Genomic DNA, 21,995 nt, shown 5'->3' on the forward strand with positions numbered 1-21,995 from the left:
TCGCTGCCATTGGCCAGCGCAAGCCAAAAGGGGCTTTCGTCGACGGGCAAATTGATTAGGTGGTTCAGTACCTGTATTCCATCTTTGGAGTGCACCAGTCCGCCAATGCACTGAAGTACAGCTTCCTCATAGTCGTGTGCGTTGTGGATCACGCTGCGGTCAAAGMACCGTAGTGCCTTGCCCAAGAGTTGCGATAAGTCGATCAGGCGGACCCACGCCAGGGAATCCTGTACCGCTTTGGCAATTGTGTTTTCGAACGCTTCTATTTCTTTGGCATAAATGCGGGGAAACGAAAKCGCGCCTGCGTAGTTCACCAGGTTTTGCTGCCTTACGAGCGTCTTGSCCAGGTTTKGATTAGTCGCAGCCTGTTTCTTCATCCCCTCGAAATAATTGCTGATGAACGTTCCACTCTGCAGTTTGTGTGCGTTCCGTCCGGCGTATTCCGTCTTGAGCTTTACGGAATAAGTAATCAGGTAATGAAGCTCGCTGGCGATCCCGATCGGATCCTGCAATGCAACCACCAGGGGCGTGAAGTCCTTGCGCGGCAACAACGCGATATACATGTTGCCCAATACGTTGTGGTGGTTTGGCGCTTCTTCTGGGAACTGGATCTCGCTCCATGCGAARGGCTTGGGCGCGCCGTGTCCGGATGGCGAGACGAGTTCRGGCGCCGCCTGTCCCAGCAGCGTCGCGTCGAAGATGTGTTCCTGATAGGCATTGCCGGCAGGTCTGCATTGCGTGCTCAACGCATCTCGAAGSCCTCCATCGTTGGTCTCGATAGCCCAKAGGRTGCGGTGGGASAGCAGCGTGTCGCTCACCAGAATGTGGACGGTTTCGGCCGYCTCTGTGTCAGGAGCGAAAAGATATGTCGTGGCGCCCACGGTATTGGGCGGGCTTAGCCTGCCCGGCGTTGCGTCTTGTTCGTCGGCCTCACTCCACCAGATGCGAGCGAACTTGACGTCTTCAGTAACTTGGTAGTGTTGCGTCCACATACGCCCATTCTCGAAGTAGCAGAGATAGACGTAGGTGCCCGGGCGCAACGTGCGCAAACCGTACGCTTTGCCCGCGGTGAGSGTGGGGTAGCCCGCCGTGTTCAGACGGGGAAACACTTCCGCATCCCACACATAATCGGCAATGCCATAGCGCAGCGGATATAGAGGCACACCGCGTTCACAGGGCGGTGGGGAGATGGCTTTGCCGAGGCGTTTCTCGTTCGGGCGAATAGAGCCTAGTGCCTTTTTGAAGTTCACGGGATGGGTTTCCTTTACCGCGTCGCGAGCGCCGAGAGTCGTGCTTCGGCGTCCACCAAGCGCTGCTTTCCCGGAATGTGCCGTTCGATCAGAATTTTGCGAAGCACGCCATCCTTCGCGAAAAAATCTTGCGGGTACCGAAACCGCAGATCGACGTAATGCCGAACGTCGCGTTCCAAGGTGAGCGCAAGCTGATCCGCGGCCTCGCGAACGAACAGGTCGGTGCGCCGCCACAAGGCCTTTTCATTCTTGGGGTCGTCGTACGCCGGCGTTTGTSGGCGAATACTGCGCACGCAGTSGCGCACGAACCACGCGAGGCTGGCCTGATCGAGTGAAATCTCGTCGGCTTTCGTCAGGGCGATGGGCTCGTCCAGCGCAGGCGCGGCTTGTCCCTGTACGGAAGAGCCGGCACCCAACCACTCGCCCTGACGCTCGTCGCCCGCATACCAGATGAAGCGTTGGATGGGGCCGAACAGCCTGGACAGGGACTGCGCCGTCAAGCCTTCGCAGAACTCTTCGAGCGCCCGCGCGCCATTAAGGCTGAACCTGAGCGGAAATCCGTCTGTACCCGTCAATTGGTGCAACTGTTGGAGGTGGGCGACGAGGAGGTSGATATCGTCGGGAGCCACCAAGATGATTCCTGCTTGCTGGCGGAGCCAATGTTYGACGGCGTGGGTGAATAATGCCTCGTCGAGCGGAACTAGCAGGGGGCCATGGCGATAGCCTGGATTTCGATATTCCCGAGGCGTATCGCGCCAGACCCAGYGATACTCGAATCCACGCCTGATTTGCAGAAGGTCGTTCTCGAGCGTGTCGCTGTGCGCGCCGTCCAGAAGAATCCAGGGGCGGGTTTCCTGTTCAAGCGTCGCCCAGTCGGGGCATGGCAACGCTTTTACTACGCGACGTGAGCGTGTCGCTGTGCGCGCCGTCCAGAAGAATCCAGGGGCGGGTTTCCTGTTCAAGCGTCGCCCAGTCGGGGCATGGCAACGCTTTTACTACGCGACGCGTCCATCGGGACGCGTCGGCCATCAAATCAGTCGGTGCACTCGCCATGTCCGTGTCACTCGTCAATAGAACGAAAAGCCGTTCAATCTAAGGCGGGACCGTCCCCCTGGATATATGAATAGTTCGAAAGCTCAGAGGAGCTCGTCTGATTTGTCAGGAAGTTGGATCAGGAGCCCTTACTCCACACGCGCCCCGGAAGCCGCCACCACCTTCCCGGCCGCTTCATAGTCCGCCTTCAGCAGCTCCTGAAATTGCGCCGCCGACTTCGCTTCGGCTTCGACGCCCAGCGAAGCCAAACGCGACTGCACCTTGGGATCGGCCAGCACCTTATTGACCGCCGCGTTGATCTGGTCACGGTCCGCAGCGGAGATGCCGGCCGGAGCCAGCAGGCCTAGCCAGGAATCGAAGGCGTAGCCGGGCAGGCCGCTTTCGGCGACGGTGGGCAGGTCGGGGGCGAAGCGTGAACGCGCCTTGCCGGTGTAGGCAAGGAACGTGACGCGGGGATCGTTGCGGTACGCGGTCACCCCGATGGTGGCAGCCGTGACGGCCTGGACGCGGCCGGCCAGCAGTTCGGTCACGGCGTCGCCGGTGGACTTCATGGGGATGTGCTGCATCTGCGCGCCGGCGGCGGTCAAGAACGATGCCATGCCCAGGTGCGAGGCACTGCCGTTGCCGGCGGACGCGTAGTCGTAGGCGCCGGGCTTGGCCTTGACGGCCTGGATGAATTCGGCCGTGTTCTTGGCGTTCAGCGAGGCCGACGCGAGGATGATGTAGCCGGTGTTGCCAATGTAGGCGACGCCCGTGAAGTCCTTGTAGGGGTCGTAGCTGAGCGTCTTATAGAGATACCCGGCGATGTTGTGGCTGGCGGCGGCCAGCACCAGGGTGTTGCCGTCGGGCTTGGCGCGGGCGACCTGGGCGGTGCCCACGGTGCCGCCGGCGCCGGCGCGGTTTTCGATCACGATGGAGGCGTCCAGGGCCTTGCCCAGTTCGTCGCCGATCGCGCGCGCGATGGTGTCCTGGACCGCGCCGGTGCCGTAGGGCACGACGATGCGGATGACGCGTTGGTCGGCCTGCGCGGCGCCCATGCCGGCGACGGCCAGAGCAAGGGCGAGCAGGGTGGTGCGGCGTGCAGCTTGGAATCGGGTGGTCATGAAGCGGACTCGTGGTTGGGCGCGCGCCTGTCGGAATGCGGCGCGGGCATGGCGGCGTTGGACTCTAATCACTTAAGCGGTCGGGACCAACGAATTAATCGCCGCTTGTTTATTGCTTCCAGCGATAAGGCCCGGCCGCCGCTAAAGGGGACAGACCATGGGCTTTATCATGTGGCCATCGCCCAAGCCGCGCCCCCAAGTTGCCGGCTCCTTTTTTTATCCGGCGTCCCTGCCCTGATCGCACAGGAGATTTATTAGTGGTTCGATCCGCAACGACAGCATCCCGATCCCTTCCATCCCGCCACCATGCCGCCGTTTCCTGGCGGCGCAGACGGGAAAGGCCCTGGCTGGCGGCCTGGCTGCTGGCGGCGATGCTGAGTTGTTTATCGTTCCTGTGGCATGCACCGGCCATGGCGGCGTTTCCGCTCTTGACCCCGGCGGCGGCGGCCGAACCTGCCGCCGCACCGTCGGCGCTGACGCCCGCCGCGCTGGCCGATTTGCTGGACAATCCCCAAGCACGCCAAGCCCTGATCGATCAGCTTCGTGCGCAGGCGGCAGGAGACAAACCGGCCGCCGCAGGCGCCCCGCCATCCAAAACCACAGCGGCGAAGCCGACGCCCGCCACGCCGGCCGAGCCGACGTTGCAGGAGCGCATGGCCAACGGCGTTCAGCGGTTCCTGACCGGGGTTGCGGCCGATATGGGGCAGGGCGTTGACGACATGCGCGCGCTGGCCTCGGGCCAGAACCTGCGCATGGACAGCGGCGAGGCGCGCAGCGCGCTGCTGCCACTGGCCCTGGCCGCCGCAGCGACCATCATCGCTTTCATCCTGCTTCGCATGATCGCCATGCGCATCTACACGCGGATCGACCATTGGGTGGCCGAGCACGGTTGCGAAACCGGCACGGCGCCCGTGCGTGACAAGCCGGCGTCCATGAAGGTGCTGACTCGCCGCGCGGGCGCCATCGTGGGTGCGCTGGCGATCGACGTTGCCGTCGTATTGCTGGCCGCCATGGCGGGCGGCGCGGCGGCGTTGTGGAGCACGCCGGGGCGCGGCACCCTGGACGGACTGGCCTCGCTGTTCCTGCAGGCCTTCGTGGCGGTGGAGATCGTGAAGGTGCTGATCCGCACGGTGTTCGCCGTGCGCCATCCGCATCTGCGCCTGTTGCCGATGTCGGACGAGCTGGCCAAATACTGGAACGCGTGGCTGGTGCGCATCGTGGCGGCGGCGGGGTACGGCACGCTGGTGGTCGGTCCCGTGATGGCGGCGGCGTTGTCGCCCGCATTGGGCCGGTTGACCACGATGCTCATCATGCTCGCGGTGTACGTCTACGCCGTGCGCGTCATCTGGCATAACCGGCAGGCCGTGCGCGAACGCCTGGACCGCCGGGCCGCGGGCGCGGCCACGTTCATGGGATCGCGGCTGCGGCTGCTGTCGCGCATCTGGCACGTGCTGGGCATCGTCTACTTCACGATCCTGCTGGTGGTCAGCCAGGTCGACCCGACCGATGCGTTGCCGTTCATGGCCCGCGCCACGGCGCAGACGCTGCTGGTCATCGGCGTGGGCAGCCTGCTGATCCTGTTGCTGAACGCGGTGCTGGCCAAGCCGATCCGCCTGTCGGACGACCTGCGGCGGCGCCTGCCGCTGCTGGAGGCGCGCGTCAACGCCTACGTGCCGGCCGCGCTGAAGGTGGTGGGCTGGATCATCCGCATCGTCATCGTGCTGCTGATCCTGGACGCGTGGCGGGCGTTTGACCTGTCGCGCTGGCTAGCGTCGGACGCCGGCGCGGCCGCGATCAAGGTGGTGCTGAATATCGTCATCGTGCTGATGATCGCGATGCTGGCCTGGACCGTGATCGCCAGCATCATCGAACACCGGCTGAGCCAGAGCGAAGAACGGGGCATGCCCAGCGCGCGCGAGCGCACGTTGCTGGCGCTGTTCCGCAACGCCGCGCTGATCGTCATCGTGACCATGACGCTGATGGTGCTGCTGTCGCAGATTGGCATCGACGTCGGTCCGCTGATCGCGGGCGCCGGCGTCGTGGGTCTGGCCATCGGCTTTGGCGCGCAGAAGCTGGTGCAGGACATCATCACGGGCGTCTTCATCCAGCTTGAGAACGGGATGAACGAAAACGATGTGGTGCAGGTGGCGGGCGTTTTCGGGACGGTCGAGAAGATGACCATCCGCTCGGTCGGCATCCGCACGCTGGACGGCGGCTACCATCTGGTGCCGTTCTCGTCGGTGGACGTGGTGGCCAACCACATGCGTGACTTTTCGTATCACCTGGGCGAGTACACGATCGCGCATCGCGAAAGCGTGGACGATGCCATCGAGCATCTGCGTGCGGCGTTTGCCGAGCTGATGACCGATTCGGTGCTCGGACCGGAGATCCTGGAAGACATGACGGTGGCGGGTGTCACGGCGGTCAACGACAAGGGCGTGACCATCCGCATCCTCATCAAGACCACGCCGGGCATGCAGTGGGCGGTGCAGCGCGGCTACAACCGCCTGCTCAAAAAGCACTTCGACGCCGCGGGCATCGAGCTGCCGTACCCGCACACGGTGGTCTACTTCGGGCAGGACAAGCGCGGCTTTGCGCCGCCGGCCAACGTGCACGTGCAGGCCGAGCGTGTGGACGAGGGCGACAGCGCGCGCGCCGCGGGCCATACGCGCCGCCGCCTGAAGCCGGAAGCCAGCAACGAGGATTCGGCCGAGGTGCTGGGCAATGAGCTGGAGGCACGGGCCGAGGCGGAAGCGGAGGCCGAAGCAGGGGCCGACGCAGCGGCCGAAGCCAACCCGGCGCGTACGGAACCCCGCCGCACCTAGGCTAATCAGAATAAAAATATTTGCATGGGCAGTGATACCTTTTTCTTTCTCGGCTGGCATGGGAAATAGAACCCACCAGATCGAGGTCGCTGCACCATGCAAATTCCCGCTTTTCCCAAACGTCCCAGTCACGGATTGACGCTGGGCGCCGCCTGCGTGGCGGCCGCGCTTGCGTCCGGCATGCCCATGCTGGCCGTGGCCCAGCCGGCGCCCGCGCCGCAGCAACAGCTTGATGCCCGCCACACGTTCGACATTCCCGCGGGGCCATTGGGCAGCAGCCTGGCCCGGTTTGCGATGCAGGCGGATATTGCGCTGGCGTTCGAGCCGGCGCTGACCGATGGGCGTAGCAGCGCCGGTTTGTCGGGTGCGTATACGGCTGCCGAGGGCGCGCGCCGGCTGTTGGCTGGCAGTGGCCTGGAAATGGCCGCGCGTGCTGACGGTTCGTACACCTTGCGCCGGCGACCCGTGGGCGACGAAGCCGCGATGCTGCCCACCGTTACGGTGACCGGCAAGGGTGCCTACGACGGCGCCAACCCCTATTTGGTAAGCAGCGCATCAACGGCCACGAAGACCGACACGCCGCTGATGGAGACGCCGCAGTCGATCTCGGTGGTGACGCGCGAGCGCATGGTGATTCAGGGCGCGCAGACCGTCAGCGACGGCTTGAGCTACACCGCCGGCGTGCACAGCAATGTTTCGGGCGACAACCCGACCGACAACACGTTGATGGTGCGCGGCTTCCAGCAGATCAATTCCAATGCCTACACGGACGGCTTGCGCAACAACCAGACCGGGTATTTCTCGCCGGAGCCATTTGGCATGGACCGTATCGAGGTGTTGAAGGGGCCGTCGTCGGTCCTGTATGGCCAGGGTTCGCCGGGCGGCACGATCAACTTCGTGTCCAAGCGCCCGCTGTTCGAATCGCACCGCGAGGTCACGGCGTCGGTAGGCAACCACGACCTGGTGCAGGGCGCGATGGATATCGGCGATGTCCTGGATGCCGATGGCACGCTGGCCTATCGGCTGGTTGCGCTGGGCCGCGACGCCGACAGCGCCATCGACGGCATTCCCGATGACCGCATCTACGTCGCCCCGAGCCTGACGTGGGCGCCGTCGGCGCGCACTTCGTTCACGCTGTTGACGTCGTATCAGCGCAACCGCAACCTTTTCACCAGCAACCTGCCGTATTCGGTGCTGGATGGCTCCAATCCCAATGGACGCGTGCCGCGCCACCGCTCGCTCAATGAGCCGGGGTTTGACCGCGAGCAAAGCGAGCAGACCAGCATCGGCTACGAGTTCAGCCACGCGTTTTCGGATGCCTGGACGTTTCAGCAGAATGCCCGCTATACGCACTTCACGGGCTACGTAGACCAGCTCTTTCGCAATAGCGGCGTCATCGATGGCACCACAATCGCGCGCTATTATCAGCTGCGCGACCAAGATAGCGACAGCTACGCCATCGACAACCGGCTGGTCGGAAAATTCTCGACGGGGCCGCTGGATCACACGGTGCTTTTCGGCGTGGACTACCAGTACAGCGACCGCAGCGCCGACTCGCAGACGGGCAACGCGCCATCGATCAACATCTTTCGTCCGGACCGCAGCGTGCGCATCGACACGTCGCGCTACACGTCGCGGCTGAGCACGGCCGACACGACGCGTCAGATCGGCGCCTACGTGCAGGACCAGATCAAGCTGGACAATTGGGTGGCCACGCTGGGCGGGCGCTACGACTGGGCCAACCAGCGCGCGCGCAATCGCCTGCTCGATACGCGCACCGACACGTCGGCGCAGGACTTCTCGGGCCGTGTGGCCTTGGGCTACACGTTCGGCAGCGGCTTTTTCCCGTACGCCAGCTATGCGGAGTCGTTCACGCCGCTGACGGGCAGCGACATCAACGGCGCGCAATTCAAGCCCGAATCGGCGCGCCAATATGAAGTGGGCGTGAAGTATCAGGCGCCGGGCTCGGACAGCTATGTGACCCTGGCCGCGTTTGATCTGCGCCGGCAGAACGTGCTGACGCCCAATCCGCAGAACACGTCGTTCAACGTCCAGGAAGGCGAGGTGACCTCGCGCGGCATCGAGCTTGAGGGCGTGCTGCGTCCCATCGAGGGGCTGAACGTCATCACCTCGTACACCTTCAACGCCGTCGAGGTGACCAAGGACAACCCCAACTTTGCCGGTCTCAGCAACCAGGGCAAGGTGCCGGTGCGCGTGCCGCGTCACCTGGCATCGCTGTGGACGGACTACACGCTGCAGTCGGGCGCCCTGCGCGGTCTGACGATGGGAGCGGGGGTGCGCTATACGGGCACGACGTTTGGCGATGCGCAGAACACCTTCAAGGTGCCTGCCTACACCTTGGTCGATGCGATGGTCGGTTACGACTTCGGACGCGCCAACTCGTCGTTGCGCGGCCTGAGCGCCGCGATCAACGTGCGCAACCTGACCGACAAATACTACGTGGCGGGCTGCTTCCTGAACACGGCATGCCTTTTGGGTGCCGGCCGCAGCGTGATGGCGAACGTGTCGTACAAGTGGTGACGGCCGCGACTAGCCGCGCGCCTCAGTGGGGCCGCGGCAGCACCGTCGTCCAGTATCCCCCGAAGCGCGAGGCGATCTGCACTGGATAGGTCGCCTCCAGCATGGCGAGCGCCTGCTGGGGGTTGCCGACGGGGAAGGTGCCCGACACGCGCAATCCGGCGATCTCGGAGGAACAGCGCAAGATGCCGCTGCGGTAGCGCGCCAGTTCGTCGATGACGTCGGCGAGGCGCATGTCGTCCGCCAGCAGCATGCCGTGCGTCCAGGCCGTGATGGCGGGGTCCAGCGCGCGGGCCGGCTCTACGACGCCGGCCTGCAACACGGTCTGCTCGCCGGCCTGGATGACGCGCGCATCGGCCCCGTCCCGGCGCGGCGTGGCGCGCACGGCGCCTTCCAGCACGGCGAGCTGTGTCTCGCCCGATTGTTGGCGGACGTTGAAGCGGGTGCCCAAGGCCTCGAAGATGCCCTCTGCCGTCTGCACGCGGAACGGCCGGCGTGCGCCCGCGGGGTCGGCTGCGGTCTCGATGAAGATCTCGCCGCTGCGCAAGACGACCAGGCGCTGGCTGGCGTCGAAGCGCAGGTCGATGGCGCTGTGCGTGTTCAGCCGGACTCGGCTGCCGTCGGCCAGCGTGATCTGCCGAAGTTCGCCCGCGGCGCTGCGGTAGTCGGCGGTCCAACCTTCGGACTGGGCCAGCCGCCAAGCCGCCAAGCCGCCGGGAGCGGCAATGCACAACGCCGCCAGCTTGGCGAGCGCGGCGCGGCGGGATTTCGTCGGTCGGTCAAGCGCGGGCATGGCCAGCGCCGCAGGCGCTTCGCCCAGCTGCGCCAGCAGTCGCTCTGCGCGCTGCCACGCGCCTTCATGCTCGGGGCTACGGGCGCGCCATGCCAGCCAGGCGCGGCGGTCATTGTCGGATACCGGCTCGTCGTTCATCACGACGAGCCACTGCGCGGCCTCGTCGAGGATATCGCCGCTGATGACGGCCACCGGATGCCTGGCGTTCATTCCATGCACGCCAGGCATTGCCGAAAGGCGCGCGCCATGTAGCGTTTGACGGTGATGAGTGAGACGTCCAGCCGAACGGCGATGTCTTCGTATTTCATGCCTTCCACCTGCGACAGCAGGAACGCGCGCCGCACCGGGGCGGGCAGCGCGGACAGCATCGCATCGATTTCCAGCAGGGTCTGCAGGATGATGAGCTGGTGTTCGGGGGAGGGCGCCAGATCCTCGGGCAATGCTGCCAGCGCTTCCTGGTAGGCGCGTTCAAGATCGCGGCGCTGGTACCAGTTGACCAGGATGCCGTGCGCCACGGTTGTCACGTAGGCGCGCGGCTCGTTCAGCAGCGCGGGCAGGCGCGAGGCGAGGATGCGGGTGAACGTGTCGTGCGCCAGATCGGCGGCGTCGCTGCCGTTGCCAAGCCGGCGCCGCAGCCACTGCTGCAGCCAGCCATGATGATCGCGATACAGCGCGTGGACTTGTTGTTGGTGTTCTGAGGTGTTCGCCGTCATGGCCCGAATCGCGCTCATGCGGGACATGATCGCACAAATGCAAATAAGAGTATTTCGCATTGTATTGGGGCGCACGAGGCGGCGCAAGAATGGCGCGTGGTGTAGGCCGGGCCGGTTGCGCGTTCGATGGGGCGCGGATCACACCGGCCTGGCCGAAGGCTTACCGCTCCGTCTGCACGCCCGCCGCGTTCAGGCGTTCCGTTACGGCCGCGTAGCCGGCGCGCGTCATGTTGGTCTTGCGGATCGCCTGGTCGCAGGCCTTGCGGTCGTCGGGGCAGCCGGCCTTGGCGGGCATGTCGTTCGCCACAACGAAGTAGTCGATCACGAACTTGGCCACATACTTCTTCGCGGGCTTACCTTGCAGGAATGCGGCGATGTCGGCGCGAAAGTCCGCAACGGTCTTCTCGGCGACGGGCGTCCAGTTCTGACACTGCGAGAACGTGGCGACGCCATCTGCGAAGGCCAGCTTGGCGCAGGTCAGCATCAGATCATCGGCGGGCTTGGCGCCTGCGGGCAGCGTGGCGCGGACCGTGGCCCCGCGCGTGCCCGCGAACGTGACCGCGCCCGCCTTCACCGCCGCCGCGTCGATCGTTGCCTTGAACACGAAGGGCTCTTCGACCACGGCCGGCAGCTTGTCCGTCGGACCCTTGGCGTACATATCCGAGACGTCCGCGGGGTCCACACGCGATATGTCCATCATCCGGCCCAGCAGGCGCCAATCGGCCGCGAGCAGCGCGTCATGCTCTTCGCGTATGCCGTATTCGAGCACGGCCCGCTCGATCTCGGTGGGCGTGTACGCGGCGTGGGCCAGCGTGGGCAGCAGCGCGGTGGCAAAGGCAGCAAATGCGACGGGAAGCGACTTCATGAAGACTCGGTAGAAAGAAAAGGTCCGCAAGGGTAACCGAGATACGCGACATGGGATCGGGTGAATAAGCGGCTTGCGGTATAAACGAGCACCATCATTTCTGAGCAAGGGAGTCTCGTGTCCAGCAAACCCGGAGCAGGTCGTTTCATTGCCGCGACCGTCGGCGCGATCAGGCAGCACGGCCGCGCCATGCTGGCCGCCGCGCCCTGGTCGTTGGCGGTGTTCACGCTGACGTTGCCATTCGCGTTGACGACGTCCCGGCTGTACGGGTTTCTGGATTGGCTGATCCTCGCGTTGGCGCTTGTCTGCCTGATCGCTTTCGCGCGCACCACATACGCCTGGCATCGGGTCATTCTGCTTGGCCCGACCGCGCATGCGGCCACGGCACGCGGCGGCAACTCGGAAGCCCGGCATTTGGTGTTGCTGGGCGGGCTGACCATTGCAGTCATGGCCCTTGCCCGCGCCACCGGCGATCTGCCTTATGTGCTGTACATGCTGATGGGCGGCGCCAACGAACCGCTGTTCTACGGCGTGCTGATTGCGTTATTGACGGTGGTGTGGGTGCCGGTGTTGTACGGATTGGCTGTTTACGGACTCTGCCTGCCTCGCGCCGTGGTCAAGGGCGCGTACGGCTTTGGCCTGGTGCGCGCCGCGACGTGTTATCCGCGCTGGCCGTTGATGTTGGGGTTTGTTGTGTTGCTGATCCTGGCCGCGCATGCCGCCAATGATCTGCTTCCGTTGATGTATGACTACGTGGGCGTGCAGGCGCTGCAGGGCGTGCTGGGCGCCCTGGCGTGCGTTGCCATGACGTTCCTGCTGACGGCGATGATTGCCGTGGCGTATCGGGATTCTGGGCTCGCTTCCGAGTTGACCTGATAGCGTTTCTATTGGCCGGTGTCAGACACCCCGGGGGCGGCAGCCACATCATGGCGGCTGGCTCGTAGGGGTGTCTGACACCTAGGGCAGGGCCGCATGTGCAATGCAGCGGCCGCATTGGTGCGCATCGCACAACATCGTGCTTCCCGCGCCGTGTCTACCGCGCTCGCGGGCGCAGTCCTACGATGCCCTCACTGTCTCTACCGACCTTGAGGATCCCCATGAACGACTCGTACAACGCCGCCCGGCGCACGCTGCTTGCCGGCAGCGCGCTTCTGGCGAGCAGCGCCTTTGCCATCGGCGCGCAGGCAGCCCCGCAGCGCAATTCCCAACCCCAACGGAGCACTTCCATGGACAGCAACACCTTCGTCACCAAAGACGGCACGACGCTGTACTACAAGGACTGGGGCGCCGGCCCGGTCGTCACGTTCTCGCATGGCTGGCCGCTCAATGCCGATGCGTGGGATGGACAACTGCACTTCCTGGCGCGCAACGGCTTTCGCGTGATTGCGCATGACCGGCGCGGTCATGGGCGTTCGTCGCAGCCGTCGGGCGGCAACGACATGGACACCTACGCCGACGATCTGGCGCAGTTGATCGAGGCGCTGGACGTGAAGAACATCGCGATGGTGGGCCACTCCACCGGCGGCGGCGAAGTGGCGCGTTACATCGGCCGCCATGGAACGAAGCGCGTGTCGCGCGCCGTGCTGATCGGGGCGGTGCCGCCGGTGATGCTGAAGTCGGCCGCCAATCCCGAAGGCCTGCCGATGTCGGTGTTCGACGGCATCCGTGACGGCGTGGCGGGCGATCGCTCGCAGTTCTACAAGGATCTGGCCGTGCCGTTCTACGGCGCCAATCGCCCGGGTTCGAAGGTGTCGCAGGGCCAACTGGACCAATTCTGGCTGTGGAGCATGCAGAGCGGCCAGAAGAACGCCTACGAGTGCGTCAAGGCGTTCTCGGAAACCGACTTCACCGAAGACCTGAAGAAGATCGACGTGCCCACGCTGTTCATGCATGGCGAAGACGACCAGATCGTGCCGATCCATGACTCGGCCAAGAAGGCGGTGCGCCTGGTGAAAAACGCGCAGGCGATCTACTACCCGGGCGCGCCGCACGGCCTGACGGCCACCCTGCAGGACCGCATCAACGCCGATCTGCTGGCTTTTCTGCGCGGCTGACGCGCGCGCCGCCACGCATCTACCCGGCGCGAGGGCGCCGGTTTCCGGCCGGCCGAACCGGCCGCCTTCAAGGAGATCCCGTCATGTTTACCGCAGACACTTTGGACCCCATTACACACCAGGCCATCGATCTGGTCCCGTCCCGCTACGCCGTGCAGGTGGGCGATATCGATGCGCTGGTTGTCAGCGACGGCGTGCTGCCGCTGCCCACCTCGACGATGGCCACCAACGCCGATCCGGCAGATCTGGCCAACTGGCTCGACCACATGTTCATGCCGCCGGACGCCTTCGACTGGCCGCTGAACGTGATGGTCGCGCGCAGCGGCGACCAGACCATCCTCATCGACGCGGGGCTGGGCGGCCAGTTCTCGGGCTTTCCGCGGGCAGGCCAGTTTCCGCAACGGCTGCAATCGGCGGGCATCCCGCTGGAGGCCGTGACCGACGTCATCATCACGCACATGCACATGGACCACGTAGGCGGCCTGCTGGTCCCCGGCGTGAAGGAGCGCCTGCGCAAGGATGTGCGCATCCACGTCAATGCGACCGAAGTCGCGTTCTGGACCTCGCCGGACTTTTCGCAGACGGTCATGCCCAAGCCGGTACCCGCCGTGCTGCGCTCGACCGCGACGAGCTTCTACGAAACGTACCGCGACCAGATCCAGGTCTTCGAGGATCGCAAGGAAGTGGCGCCCGGCGTGATCGTGCGCCTGACGGGCGGGCACACGCCAGGCCACTGTGTCGTGGACCTGATCTCCGGCGGCGAGCGCCTGATGTTCGCGGGCGATGCCATCTTCCCCGTGGGCTTTGACCACCCGGAATGGCACAACGGCTTCGAGCACGACCCCGAGGAGTCGGCCCGGGTGCGCGTCGGACTGTTCCGCGAGCTGGCGGAAAACAAGGGCCTGCTCGTGGCGGCGCACCTGCCGTTCCCGTCGGTGGGCCGGGTGGCGGTTGACGGCGACGCGTTCCGCTGGGTGCCGGTCATCTGGGACTTCTGATCTCCGGCGTGCCCCCTGCGCCCAAATCCCAATACAGCCCGGTCATCAACCCGAGCGCCTGCCGCAGCAGTGCCGGCGGCAGGTGCTCGTTGGGCGCGTGCTGCGAGCAGCCGGGGTACGAGTGCGGCACCCAGATCGTGCGCAGGCCCAGCACGTCGGTGAAGATGTCGTTGGGCAGCGAGCCGCCCAGGTTGGGCAGCAGGGCGGTCTTTTCGCCGGAGGTGCGTTCCAGCGAGTCCACGGCCCAGCGCACCCAGGCGTCGTCGGGGTCGATGCGGGTCGCGCGGAACATGGATTCGCGGGTGAGCGAGATCTGCACCATCGGAAAACCGTGGCTGTCCAGATGGCGGCGCAGGGCCGGAATCAGGTCGTCCGGGTCCACGCCCACCACGAAGCGCAACTGGCAGCGCGCCCACGCGCGCGGCGGGATGGCGTTGACGGGCGTGTCGGGGTTGCCGGTCTTGTAGGCCAGCACCTCGAACGAACACCAGCCGAACACGCGTTCGGCGGGCGACAGGCCGGGCTCGCCCCAATCGGGTTCGATCTCGGGGCCGTCCGTGCCGCCGTCCACCTGGCAGTCGGCCAGCGCGCGCCGCACGGCCGGGGGCAGTTCCTTTGGCACCCATTCCGGGATGCGGATCTGGCCAACGGGTGAGGCGATGCTGGCAATCGCGTGGGCCAGCTGCAGCCCCGGGTTGGAGATCAATCCGCCCCAGTTGCCGGAATGATGGCCGCCGGCGCGTGCCTCGATCGTGAGGTCGAAGTTCAGGCTGCCGCGCGCGCCCAGGAAGATGGTGGGACGGTTGGCGCTCAGGCGCGGGCCGTCCGAGGCGATCAGCAGGTCGGCGGCCAGCAGGTCGCGATGTTCGGTGCACAGTTCGCGCAGGCCCATCGAACCGGTTTCCTCGCCCATCTCGATCAGATACTTGGCGTTGAAGCCCAGCTTGCCGCGCGTCTCCAGCACCAGCCGCAGCGCCTCCATGTTGATGGTGTGCTGGCCCTTGTTGTCGGCGATGCCGCGGCCGTACCAGCGGCCCTCGGCCTCGGTCAGCGCCCACGGCGACAGGCCTTCCTTCCATTCCCGTTCCAGGCCCCGGATGACGTCGCCGTGGCCGTAGCCCAGCACCGTGGGCAGGGCCGGATCCTCGATCCGCTCGGCGTACAGAAACGGCGCCAGCGCTTTCGGATGCGTGAGTGTGCGGCAGGTGAAGCCCAGCGCCTCGAACGCCGGGCGGATCTCGGCCTCAAGGTAATCCGCCAGCACGGCGGCGCGTTCGGGGTTCTGGCTCTCGGTGGGCAGCGCCAGGCGGCGCGCCAACAGTGCGCGGAAGGCGCCGGAATCAAAGCAGTGTTCCGCCTGGGCGATGGCTTGTGCGCGGGTCATGGCTGGGTGGCTCCGAGGGGAAGGGGGGACGTGGTCGGGTAGAGGTGGCAGGCGACGATGGCCTGTTCGCGCAGGGCTAGCGCGGGCCGTTCGGTCTTGCATTGCGCCATCGCGTGCTGGCAGCGCGGATGGAACGGGCAGCCGGACGGCGGATGCAGCGGGTCGGGAAACGACAGCCCCAGCCCCATGTCTGGGATGCCCAACCCGGGTTCCGGGGTCAGCACCGACGCCAGCAGTGCCTGCGTGTAGGGATGGCGCGGGTCGTGAAAGAGCCGGGCGGTGGGCGCGGATTCCACCACGCGGCCCAGGTACATCACGGCCACGTGCGTGGCGATGTGCTCGACCACCGCCAGGTTGTGGCTGATGAACACATACGTCAGATTGAAATCGCGCCGCAGGTCCATCAGCAGGTTCATGATCTGCGCCTGCACCGACACGTCCAGCGCGGAGGTGGGTTCGTCGCAGATGACGATCTCGGGCTGCATCACCAGCGCGCGGGCAATGGCGACGCGCTGGCGCTGGCCGCCGGACAGCTGGCCGGGCGTGTTGTGGGCCAGCCGCGGCGGCAGGCCCACGCGTTCCAGCATGTCGATGGCCTTGTGCATCTTGGGGTTGGGAATGCCGTGCACCTCCAGCGGCAGCGACACGATCGAGGCAATGGAGCGGCGCGGATTCAGCGATGAGTACGGGTCCTGGAAGATGGGCTGCACGCGCCGGGCGAGGGCGCGCCGATCCATCTGCCGGATGTCCTGGCCATCGAGGCGGATGGCGCCTTCGGTCGGCGGCGTCAGCCCCAGCAGCATGCGCGCCAGCGTGGACTTGCCGCAGCCGGACTCGCCCACGATACCCAGCACCGCGCCCCGGTCAACCGCCAGGTCCACGCCATTGACCGCGTGCAACGTGGAACGCGGGCGGAACATCCCGGCGCGCACCGTGAATTGGCGGCTGACGCCATCGGCTTGCAGCAGCGCGCTCATGCCGGCACTCCTTCGGCGCTGAGGATGCAGCGCCATTGCTGGCCATCGGCCTGGCCGTGGATGGGAACGGCCTGCCGGCATTGCGCCTGTGCGTAGCGGCAGCGGTCGGCGAAGGCGCAGCCGCGCAAGTCGCCGACCAGCGACGGCACGACACCGGGTATGGTGCCCAGCGCCTCGCCTGGCGCCGTGCGGCCGGGCACGGGGATACAGCCCAGCAGCCCTTGCGTATACGGGTGATGCGGCGTCGCAAAAATGTCGGCGACGGGGCCTTCCTCGACGATCTGTCCCGCATACATCACCGCCACCTGCCGCGCGATGCGCGCAACCACGCCCAGATCGTGCGTGATCAACACCATCGCGATGCCCAGTTCGGCCTGCAAGTCGGCCAGCAGCCGCAGGATCTGCGCCTGGATCGTGACGTCCAGCGCGGTGCTGGGCTCGTCGGCGATCAGCAGTTCGGGGCCGCACATGAGCGCCATCGCGATCATCACGCGCTGGCGCAGTCCGCCGGACAACTGATGCGGATACTGCCCCAGCCGCTGGCCGGCCGAGGCGATGCCGACCTTTTCCAGCAGCTCCACCGCCCGGTCCCGCGCTTGCTGGCTGCTCGCCTTGCAGTGGTGGATGTAGTGTTCGGTGAGCTGTTCGCCGATGGCGTAGGCGGGGTTGAGCGCCGTCATGGGCTCTTGAAAGATCATCGCCATCTTGCTGCCGCGCAGCGCATTGACGCGCCGCCCGCGCGCCTTGGACAGGTCTTCGCCCAACACCGCCAGCCGGCGCGTGCTGCGCCGGGCGGCCTTGGGCAAGAGGCCCATGATGGCAAGCGAGGTCATGGACTTGCCGCAGCCCGATTCCCCCACGAGGCACAGCGTTTCGCCGCGCTTGACCTGGAAGGACACGTCGCGCACCGCGTGCAGCGGTCCGCGTGGCGTGGCGATGTCGACGGTCAGGCCCTGGACGTCCAGGACGATATCGGTGCCGTTCATGCTCAGGCCCTCTCTTCAGGCGTCAGGAGTTGATGCAGTCCGTCGCCGGCCAGGTTGATCGCGAAGATCAGCAGCGCCAGCGCCGACCCGGGTATGGCGATCAGCCAGAACGAGAAGAACATGTAGGCCTTGGCCTCGGAGATCATCAATCCCCACGACGGCAGCGGCGGCTGCACGCCCAGGCCCAGGAAGGACAGCGAGGCTTCCAGCAGGATCGCGCTGGCGGCTTCCAGTGTGGCAATCACGATGAGTTGCGGCACGACGTTGGGCAGGACCTCGCCCCAGACGATGCGCCACGTGCTGGCGCCGGCGGCCTGCGCGGCGGCCACGTACTCCAGCGACCGCACCTGCTGGGTGGCGCTGCGCATCACGACGGCGTAGCGGTCCCACTTGAGCAGGCCCAGCACCAGAATCACCACCCACAGCGAGCCGCCGACGATGGCCACGGTGGCCAGCGCCACCAGGATCACGGGCATGGACAGCCGCGTGGTGATGAGGAACGACACGGCCATGTCGACCTTGCCGCCGAAGTAGCCGGCCGCCATGCCCATCGCCGTGCCGATGAGGCCCGAGATGAGCGCAACGCTGATGCCGATCAGCAGCGAGATGCGCGCCCCGTAGAACAGACGGGACAGGTAGTCGCGTCCCAGCTGGTCGGTGCCCAGCGGATGCAGCCAGGTGCCTTTCTCGTACCAGACAGGCGGGACGGTGCGGTTGGCAAGGTCCTGGAAATAGGGATCGTGCGGCGAGATCCACGGCGCCAGCAGCGCGATCAGCACGATGATGAAGAGGATGCCGCCGCCGGCCAGCAGCGCTTTGTTGCGCCGCAGGCGGCGCCAGCGCAGCGTGGACGCGGACAGTTCCAGGGGACCCGCGGCGGGGGTGGCGGGCGTGAGCGTAGGCGTGTTCATGTCAGGACACCCGGATGCGCGGATCGAGCCACGCGTTGGCCACGTCGGCGGCAAGCGTCAGCAGCACATACAGCACCGACAGCAGCAGCACGATCAGCTGCATGACCGGATAGTCCTTGTATGTGATGCTCTGATAAGCCAGGTACCCAAGGCCGTCGAGCGCGAAGATGGTCTCGATGACCACCGAGCCGCCCAGCAGGTAGCCCAGCTGCACGGCGGCCAGCGCCACCACCGGCACGATGGCGTTGCGCAAGGCGTGCTTGAAGATGACCTTGCGCGCCGGCAGGCCCTTGGCCCGCGCGGTGCGGATGTAGTCGGCGCCCAGCACCTCGATCATGCCGGCGCGGATCAGGCGCATGAATGCCGGCGCGACGTAGTAGCCCAGCGCGATGGCGGGCATGACGAAGTGCTGCCACGTGCCGCTGCCCGACACCGGCAGGATGCGCAGCGAAATCGAGAACAGCATGATCAGGATCAGCGCGAAAAAGAAGTTCGGCAGCGCCTGGCCCAGCACGGCGATTGCCAGACAGACGCGGTCGATCAGGCTGCCCTTGTACAGCGCGGCCAGCACGCCCAGCGGGATCGAGATGAAGAGCGCAAAGGCGAGTGCCGCCATGCCCAGCTTCAACGTGGTCGCCAGCTTGGACAGGATCAGTGGCCCGGCCTCGGTCTTGAAGTACACCGACGTGCCGAAGTCGCCCTGCAGGATATGCCAGAGCCAGTCGGCGTACTGGACGATGATCGGGCGGTCCAGCCCGTAGGTCTTGCGGATCATGTCGATGTCGGCCTGCCGCGCGCCTTCGCCGGCCAGCGCCAGCGCCGGGTCGCCCGACAGGTGCAGCAGCAGGAACGCCAGGATCGACACGGTCAGCGCCACCAGCGCCGCCAGGCCCAGGCGCCTCAGCGTGAAATAAAGCATAGGACTTCCTCTCTGTTCAGCAGCGCCGGGCGTTTGCTAAGCCCGCCCGGCGCGGACCGCGCCTTACTTCCAGCTCATGTCCCAGAAGCGCACCAGCTCGTCCGAGTAGGGCTTGAAGTTCACGTCCTTGGTGGCGACGTAGTAGGCGGGCAGCGTCCACAGGGGAACGGCGTAGGCCTTTTCCGCGATGATGTCCAGCGCCTCTTTGTAGGCCGCGTTGCGCGGCCCGCTTTCGATGGTGTTGTCGCCCTTTTTCAAGAGGTCGCGCACCTTCGGGTCGCGGGTGATGTCGTCGCTGCCGAATGCGAAGTACACCGGCGTGGACGCCGACACGTCATTCACCAGGTTCGAGCCCCACGTCTGGTGCGTCAGCGACGCCTTGTTCGCGCGGATCATGTCGCGCATCGCGGCGTACTGCAGGAAGTTCAGCTTGGCGCGGATGCCAACCGCCTGCAGGTAGTTGATGATGGCTTCGGTCTGGTTGCGTTCGCGGTACGCGACGATGTCGATGTCAAAGCCGTTGGGATAGCCCGCTTCGGCCAGCAGCTTCTTGGCCTGCGCGGGATCGTACTTGTAAGTGGGCGCGCCTTCCTGCGTGCAGCCCACCTGCGACGGCGTGCAAATGGTGTTGATGAGCCCGCCGCCTTCGCCCACGATGTTCTTGAGCATCGCGTTGCGGTCGATGGCGTGAATGATCGCGCGGCGTACGCGCTCGTCCTTCAGTTGCGGCGCGGGCGTGCCTTCCAGGATGTTCATCTGCATGAACACGATGCGCATGGTGTTGCCGGTGACCATCTGCAGGTTCGGCATGCCGCCGAGCTGTTCGGCCTGGTCCTTGGGCACGCTCATGATCAGGTCTTCGCCGCCCGAGATGACCTCGGCCATCTGGGTCTGGCGGTCGGGGATGAAGCGGATGACGACCTTGCCGATCTTGGGCTGCGCCTTGGGCGAGTCCTTGAAGTAGTCGGCGTTGCGTTCCAGCGTGATGGACTTGCCCGGCTGGTAATCGACGACCTTGTACGGGCCCGAGCCCACGGGCTTGGCGTTCATGCCCTTGGGGCCGACTTCCTGGTAATACTTCGCCGGGTGGATGGCGACGGTGGTGGAGAGGTATTCCTTGGCGCTGGGGAAGGGCTCCTTGGTCGTCAGGCGCACCTTGTACTTGTCGATCTTTTCGACCTTGTCGATCCACGACACGTTCTGCTGCGTGACCGCCTTGTTCTTCGGATCGGCCACGAAGTTCAGCGTGTAGACGACCGAGTCGGCGTCGAACTCCTCGCCGTTGTGGAATTTGACGCCTTCGCGCAGCTCGAATTCCATGGTCTTGTCGTCGACCTGTTTCCAGCTCTTGGCGAGCTGGCCCTTGTACTCGTTGGTGACGGGGTCGCGGTACAGCAAGGTGTCCCACACGTTGGCGGCAATGATGACGCCGATGCGGACGTTGTTGAAGTACGGGTCGACGCTTTCCGGCGCCTGGTCGTAGGCCATGCGCAGGGTGTCGTCTTTCTTGCCGGCAAGCGCCGGCTGGGTGGCCAGCGCGGCGCAGGCAAGCAGCGTGGCAGCCAGCGCCTTGAGCGGCGTGGAACGGCGGGAGGACTGCGCGGGTGCAGCGCGGGTGAAGCAGCAAGGGGTGAAGCGACAAGGTGTGAAGCGACTTTCAGCCATGGTGAAGGCTCCTCTTGATGACACTACATGTGTTGCGTATCTATCGTCTCGCTCCGGCTCTTGAGCGCCGCATCGCATTTGCGCTGCAGGTGCTGCCGCATGATGGCTGCCAGCCGGTCCGCGTCGCGCGCGGCAAGGGCCTCCGCCATTTCTATGTGTTCGCGCATCGCCAGATCCCATTTCTGGCGATTCTCGTTCGAGACGAAGCGCAGATTCTGGATCCGCGCGTTCTGCGCGTCGTAAAGCTGTTTGAGCAAACTGTTGTGCGCCGCCAGGCTGATGCGTTCGTGGATCTCGCGGTTGACGCGGAAGTACGTCGGCAGATCGTGGCGCGCATGGCTGGCCATCATTTCGTAGGTCAGCGCGCGGATCTCGGCAATCTCGACATCCGTCGCGCGCTCACACGCAAAGCGGCACGACATGGCCTCCAGGCCGCCGATCACTTCGAAGGCCTCGCGGATGTTGGCTTCCGACAGCGCGACCACCTGCGCGCCGCGGTTGGGTTCGATCTGCACCAGGCCTTCGGCGGCCAGCACGCGGAACGCCTCGCGCAGCGGGGTGCGCGACACGCCAAGCAGGTCGCACAGCGCGCGTTCGTTCAGCCGGGTGCCGGGCGGGAACTCGCCCTGGATGATGCGTTCGCGTAGCGATCCGGCCGCCGATCCCGCCAGCGTGCGTCCGTCGCCGGCGGCGCGGACGGCCGGCGGAGCGGAGTCGGTGGCGAGATCGGACGAGGCAACAGCCTCGGCGTGATCCGGCGAGAAGCTAGGATCGCTGCGCATTGGTATACAAAAATTCCCCTTGTTTTCGCAGACTATAAACCTGTCTTCCCTGCGGTTTTGATGGGTGTATACCCTAGGTTATCGACGTAAAAACAATGAGATAGAGTGACGCATGCCGCAAGTCCGCCAGGCCGCCGAGCGCTGCCTGACCGCCGCGCAAAGTGCCTTGGTATACAAAC

General features: G+C 65.6%; 18 protein-coding genes. 5 read left to right on the forward strand and 13 right to left on the reverse strand.

The genetic code is table 11. The features are described 5' to 3' along the window. The 3 genes from ASD71_RS04890 to ASD71_RS04905 form a co-directional block, all read right to left on the reverse strand. Positions 1–1,250, reverse strand: a 1,250-nt coding sequence (locus ASD71_RS04890; protein ID WP_162253549.1) for a toxin VasX, incomplete at its 3' end; no start/stop codon positions are given. A 14-nt stretch (positions 1,251–1,264) separates the two neighbouring features. Then, complete coding sequence (locus ASD71_RS04895; RefSeq protein WP_082578800.1) at positions 1,265–2,212, reverse strand: DUF4123 domain-containing protein; 948 nt, start codon at positions 2,210–2,212, stop codon at positions 1,265–1,267. A 219-nt stretch (positions 2,213–2,431) separates the two neighbouring features. Further along, positions 2,432–3,406, reverse strand: coding sequence for a tripartite tricarboxylate transporter substrate binding protein (locus ASD71_RS04905; protein WP_056560488.1), 975 nt, complete (start codon positions 3,404–3,406; stop codon positions 2,432–2,434). A gap of 371 nt (positions 3,407–3,777) precedes the next feature. Here ASD71_RS04905 and ASD71_RS04910 point away from each other — a divergent pair, with 371 nt between their 5' ends. Then, entirely contained in the window at positions 3,778–6,231 is a 2,454-nt protein-coding gene (locus ASD71_RS04910; RefSeq protein ID WP_235512022.1) for a mechanosensitive ion channel domain-containing protein, read from the forward strand. A gap of 96 nt (positions 6,232–6,327) precedes the next feature. Beyond that, positions 6,328–8,772 (forward strand): TonB-dependent siderophore receptor, encoded by a 2,445-nt coding sequence (locus tag ASD71_RS04915; RefSeq protein WP_056560493.1) that lies wholly within the window; start codon positions 6,328–6,330, stop codon positions 8,770–8,772. 22 nt (positions 8,773–8,794) lie between these two features. Here the strand turns inward: ASD71_RS04915 and ASD71_RS04920 are convergent, their stop codons facing one another. From ASD71_RS04920 to ASD71_RS04930, 3 genes are all read right to left on the reverse strand, one after another. Beyond that, positions 8,795–9,772, reverse strand: coding sequence for a FecR domain-containing protein (locus tag ASD71_RS04920; protein WP_156395082.1), 978 nt, complete (start codon positions 9,770–9,772; stop codon positions 8,795–8,797). Continuing rightward, a complete protein-coding gene (locus ASD71_RS04925; protein WP_056560499.1) occupies positions 9,769–10,275 on the reverse strand; it encodes a sigma-70 family RNA polymerase sigma factor in 507 nt (168 codons plus the stop codon). The genes ASD71_RS04920 and ASD71_RS04925 overlap by 4 nt, the downstream gene beginning before the upstream one ends. A gap of 160 nt (positions 10,276–10,435) precedes the next feature. Beyond that, the gene (locus ASD71_RS04930; RefSeq protein WP_056560502.1) at positions 10,436–11,140 is read right to left on the reverse strand and encodes a hypothetical protein; all 705 of its coding nucleotides are present in this window, start codon (positions 11,138–11,140) and stop codon (positions 10,436–10,438) included. 117 nt (positions 11,141–11,257) lie between these two features. On the opposite strand from ASD71_RS04930, the gene ASD71_RS04935 reads away from it, so the two are divergent. From ASD71_RS04935 to ASD71_RS04945, 3 genes are all read left to right on the forward strand, one after another. Next, a complete protein-coding gene (locus tag ASD71_RS04935; protein ID WP_235512023.1) occupies positions 11,258–12,016 on the forward strand; it encodes a hypothetical protein in 759 nt (252 codons plus the stop codon). Between the two features lie 221 nt (positions 12,017–12,237). Continuing rightward, the gene (locus ASD71_RS04940) at positions 12,238–13,194 is read left to right on the forward strand and encodes an alpha/beta fold hydrolase (RefSeq protein ID WP_056560509.1); all 957 of its coding nucleotides are present in this window, start codon (positions 12,238–12,240) and stop codon (positions 13,192–13,194) included. Between the two features lie 83 nt (positions 13,195–13,277). Continuing rightward, positions 13,278–14,192: an MBL fold metallo-hydrolase gene (locus ASD71_RS04945; protein WP_056560512.1), complete on the forward strand. Its 915-nt coding sequence runs from the start codon at positions 13,278–13,280 to the stop codon at positions 14,190–14,192. Here ASD71_RS04945 and ASD71_RS04950 read toward each other — a convergent pair. The 7 genes from ASD71_RS04950 to ASD71_RS04980 all read right to left on the reverse strand — a co-directional run bounded on the left by ASD71_RS04950 (position 14,176) and on the right by ASD71_RS04980 (position 21,816). Further along, a complete protein-coding gene (locus ASD71_RS04950; protein ID WP_056560515.1) occupies positions 14,176–15,576 on the reverse strand; it encodes a M20 family metallopeptidase in 1,401 nt (466 codons plus the stop codon). The genes ASD71_RS04945 and ASD71_RS04950 overlap by 17 nt on opposite strands. Then, positions 15,573–16,553 (reverse strand): ABC transporter ATP-binding protein, encoded by a 981-nt coding sequence (locus ASD71_RS04955; RefSeq protein ID WP_056560518.1) that lies wholly within the window; start codon positions 16,551–16,553, stop codon positions 15,573–15,575. Before ASD71_RS04955 ends, ASD71_RS04950 begins: the two co-directional genes overlap by 4 nt. Beyond that, on the reverse strand, positions 16,550–17,539 hold the full coding sequence (locus ASD71_RS04960) for an ABC transporter ATP-binding protein (protein WP_056560521.1): 990 nt from the start codon (positions 17,537–17,539) through the stop codon (positions 16,550–16,552). Before ASD71_RS04960 ends, ASD71_RS04955 begins: the two co-directional genes overlap by 4 nt. A gap of 2 nt (positions 17,540–17,541) precedes the next feature. Continuing rightward, entirely contained in the window at positions 17,542–18,450 is a 909-nt protein-coding gene (locus ASD71_RS04965; RefSeq protein WP_056560524.1) for an ABC transporter permease, read from the reverse strand. Between the two features lies 1 nt (position 18,451). Continuing rightward, positions 18,452–19,369: an ABC transporter permease gene (locus ASD71_RS04970; protein ID WP_056560526.1), complete on the reverse strand. Its 918-nt coding sequence runs from the start codon at positions 19,367–19,369 to the stop codon at positions 18,452–18,454. A gap of 63 nt (positions 19,370–19,432) precedes the next feature. Then, positions 19,433–21,034: an ABC transporter substrate-binding protein gene (locus tag ASD71_RS04975; protein WP_082578801.1), complete on the reverse strand. Its 1,602-nt coding sequence runs from the start codon at positions 21,032–21,034 to the stop codon at positions 19,433–19,435. A 23-nt stretch (positions 21,035–21,057) separates the two neighbouring features. Then, the gene (locus ASD71_RS04980) at positions 21,058–21,816 is read right to left on the reverse strand and encodes a GntR family transcriptional regulator (protein ID WP_056560529.1); all 759 of its coding nucleotides are present in this window, start codon (positions 21,814–21,816) and stop codon (positions 21,058–21,060) included. Between the last annotated feature and the right edge of the window lie 179 nt (positions 21,817–21,995).

Origin of the sequence: Achromobacter sp. Root565 (assembly GCF_001427425.1) — a bacterium.
GTDB lineage: Bacteria > Pseudomonadota > Gammaproteobacteria > Burkholderiales > Burkholderiaceae_B > Achromobacter > Achromobacter spanius_D.

Coding starts and splice junctions, on each gene's coding strand:
- ASD71_RS04970 (WP_056560526.1), bottom strand. CDS start 19,369: ATGCTTTATTTCACGCTGAGGCGCCTGGGCCTGGCGGCGCTGGTGGCG.
- ASD71_RS04950 (WP_056560515.1), bottom strand. CDS start 15,576: ATGACCCGCGCACAAGCCATCGCCCAGGCGGAACACTGCTTTGATTCC.
- ASD71_RS04930 (WP_056560502.1), bottom strand. CDS start 11,140: ATGAAGTCGCTTCCCGTCGCATTTGCTGCCTTTGCCACCGCGCTGCTG.
- ASD71_RS04975 (WP_082578801.1), bottom strand. CDS start 21,034: ATGGCTGAAAGTCGCTTCACACCTTGTCGCTTCACCCCTTGCTGCTTC.
- ASD71_RS04925 (WP_056560499.1), bottom strand. CDS start 10,275: ATGACGGCGAACACCTCAGAACACCAACAACAAGTCCACGCGCTGTAT.
- ASD71_RS04965 (WP_056560524.1), bottom strand. CDS start 18,450: ATGAACACGCCTACGCTCACGCCCGCCACCCCCGCCGCGGGTCCCCTG.
- ASD71_RS04955 (WP_056560518.1), bottom strand. CDS start 16,553: ATGAGCGCGCTGCTGCAAGCCGATGGCGTCAGCCGCCAATTCACGGTG.
- ASD71_RS04920 (WP_156395082.1), bottom strand. CDS start 9,772: ATGAACGCCAGGCATCCGGTGGCCGTCATCAGCGGCGATATCCTCGAC.
- ASD71_RS04910 (WP_235512022.1), top strand. CDS start 3,778: ATGCTGAGTTGTTTATCGTTCCTGTGGCATGCACCGGCCATGGCGGCG.
- ASD71_RS04945 (WP_056560512.1), top strand. CDS start 13,278: ATGTTTACCGCAGACACTTTGGACCCCATTACACACCAGGCCATCGAT.
- ASD71_RS04915 (WP_056560493.1), top strand. CDS start 6,328: ATGCAAATTCCCGCTTTTCCCAAACGTCCCAGTCACGGATTGACGCTG.
- ASD71_RS04960 (WP_056560521.1), bottom strand. CDS start 17,539: ATGAACGGCACCGATATCGTCCTGGACGTCCAGGGCCTGACCGTCGAC.
- ASD71_RS04980 (WP_056560529.1), bottom strand. CDS start 21,816: ATGCGCAGCGATCCTAGCTTCTCGCCGGATCACGCCGAGGCTGTTGCC.
- ASD71_RS04905 (WP_056560488.1), bottom strand. CDS start 3,406: ATGACCACCCGATTCCAAGCTGCACGCCGCACCACCCTGCTCGCCCTT.
- ASD71_RS04940 (WP_056560509.1), top strand. CDS start 12,238: ATGAACGACTCGTACAACGCCGCCCGGCGCACGCTGCTTGCCGGCAGC.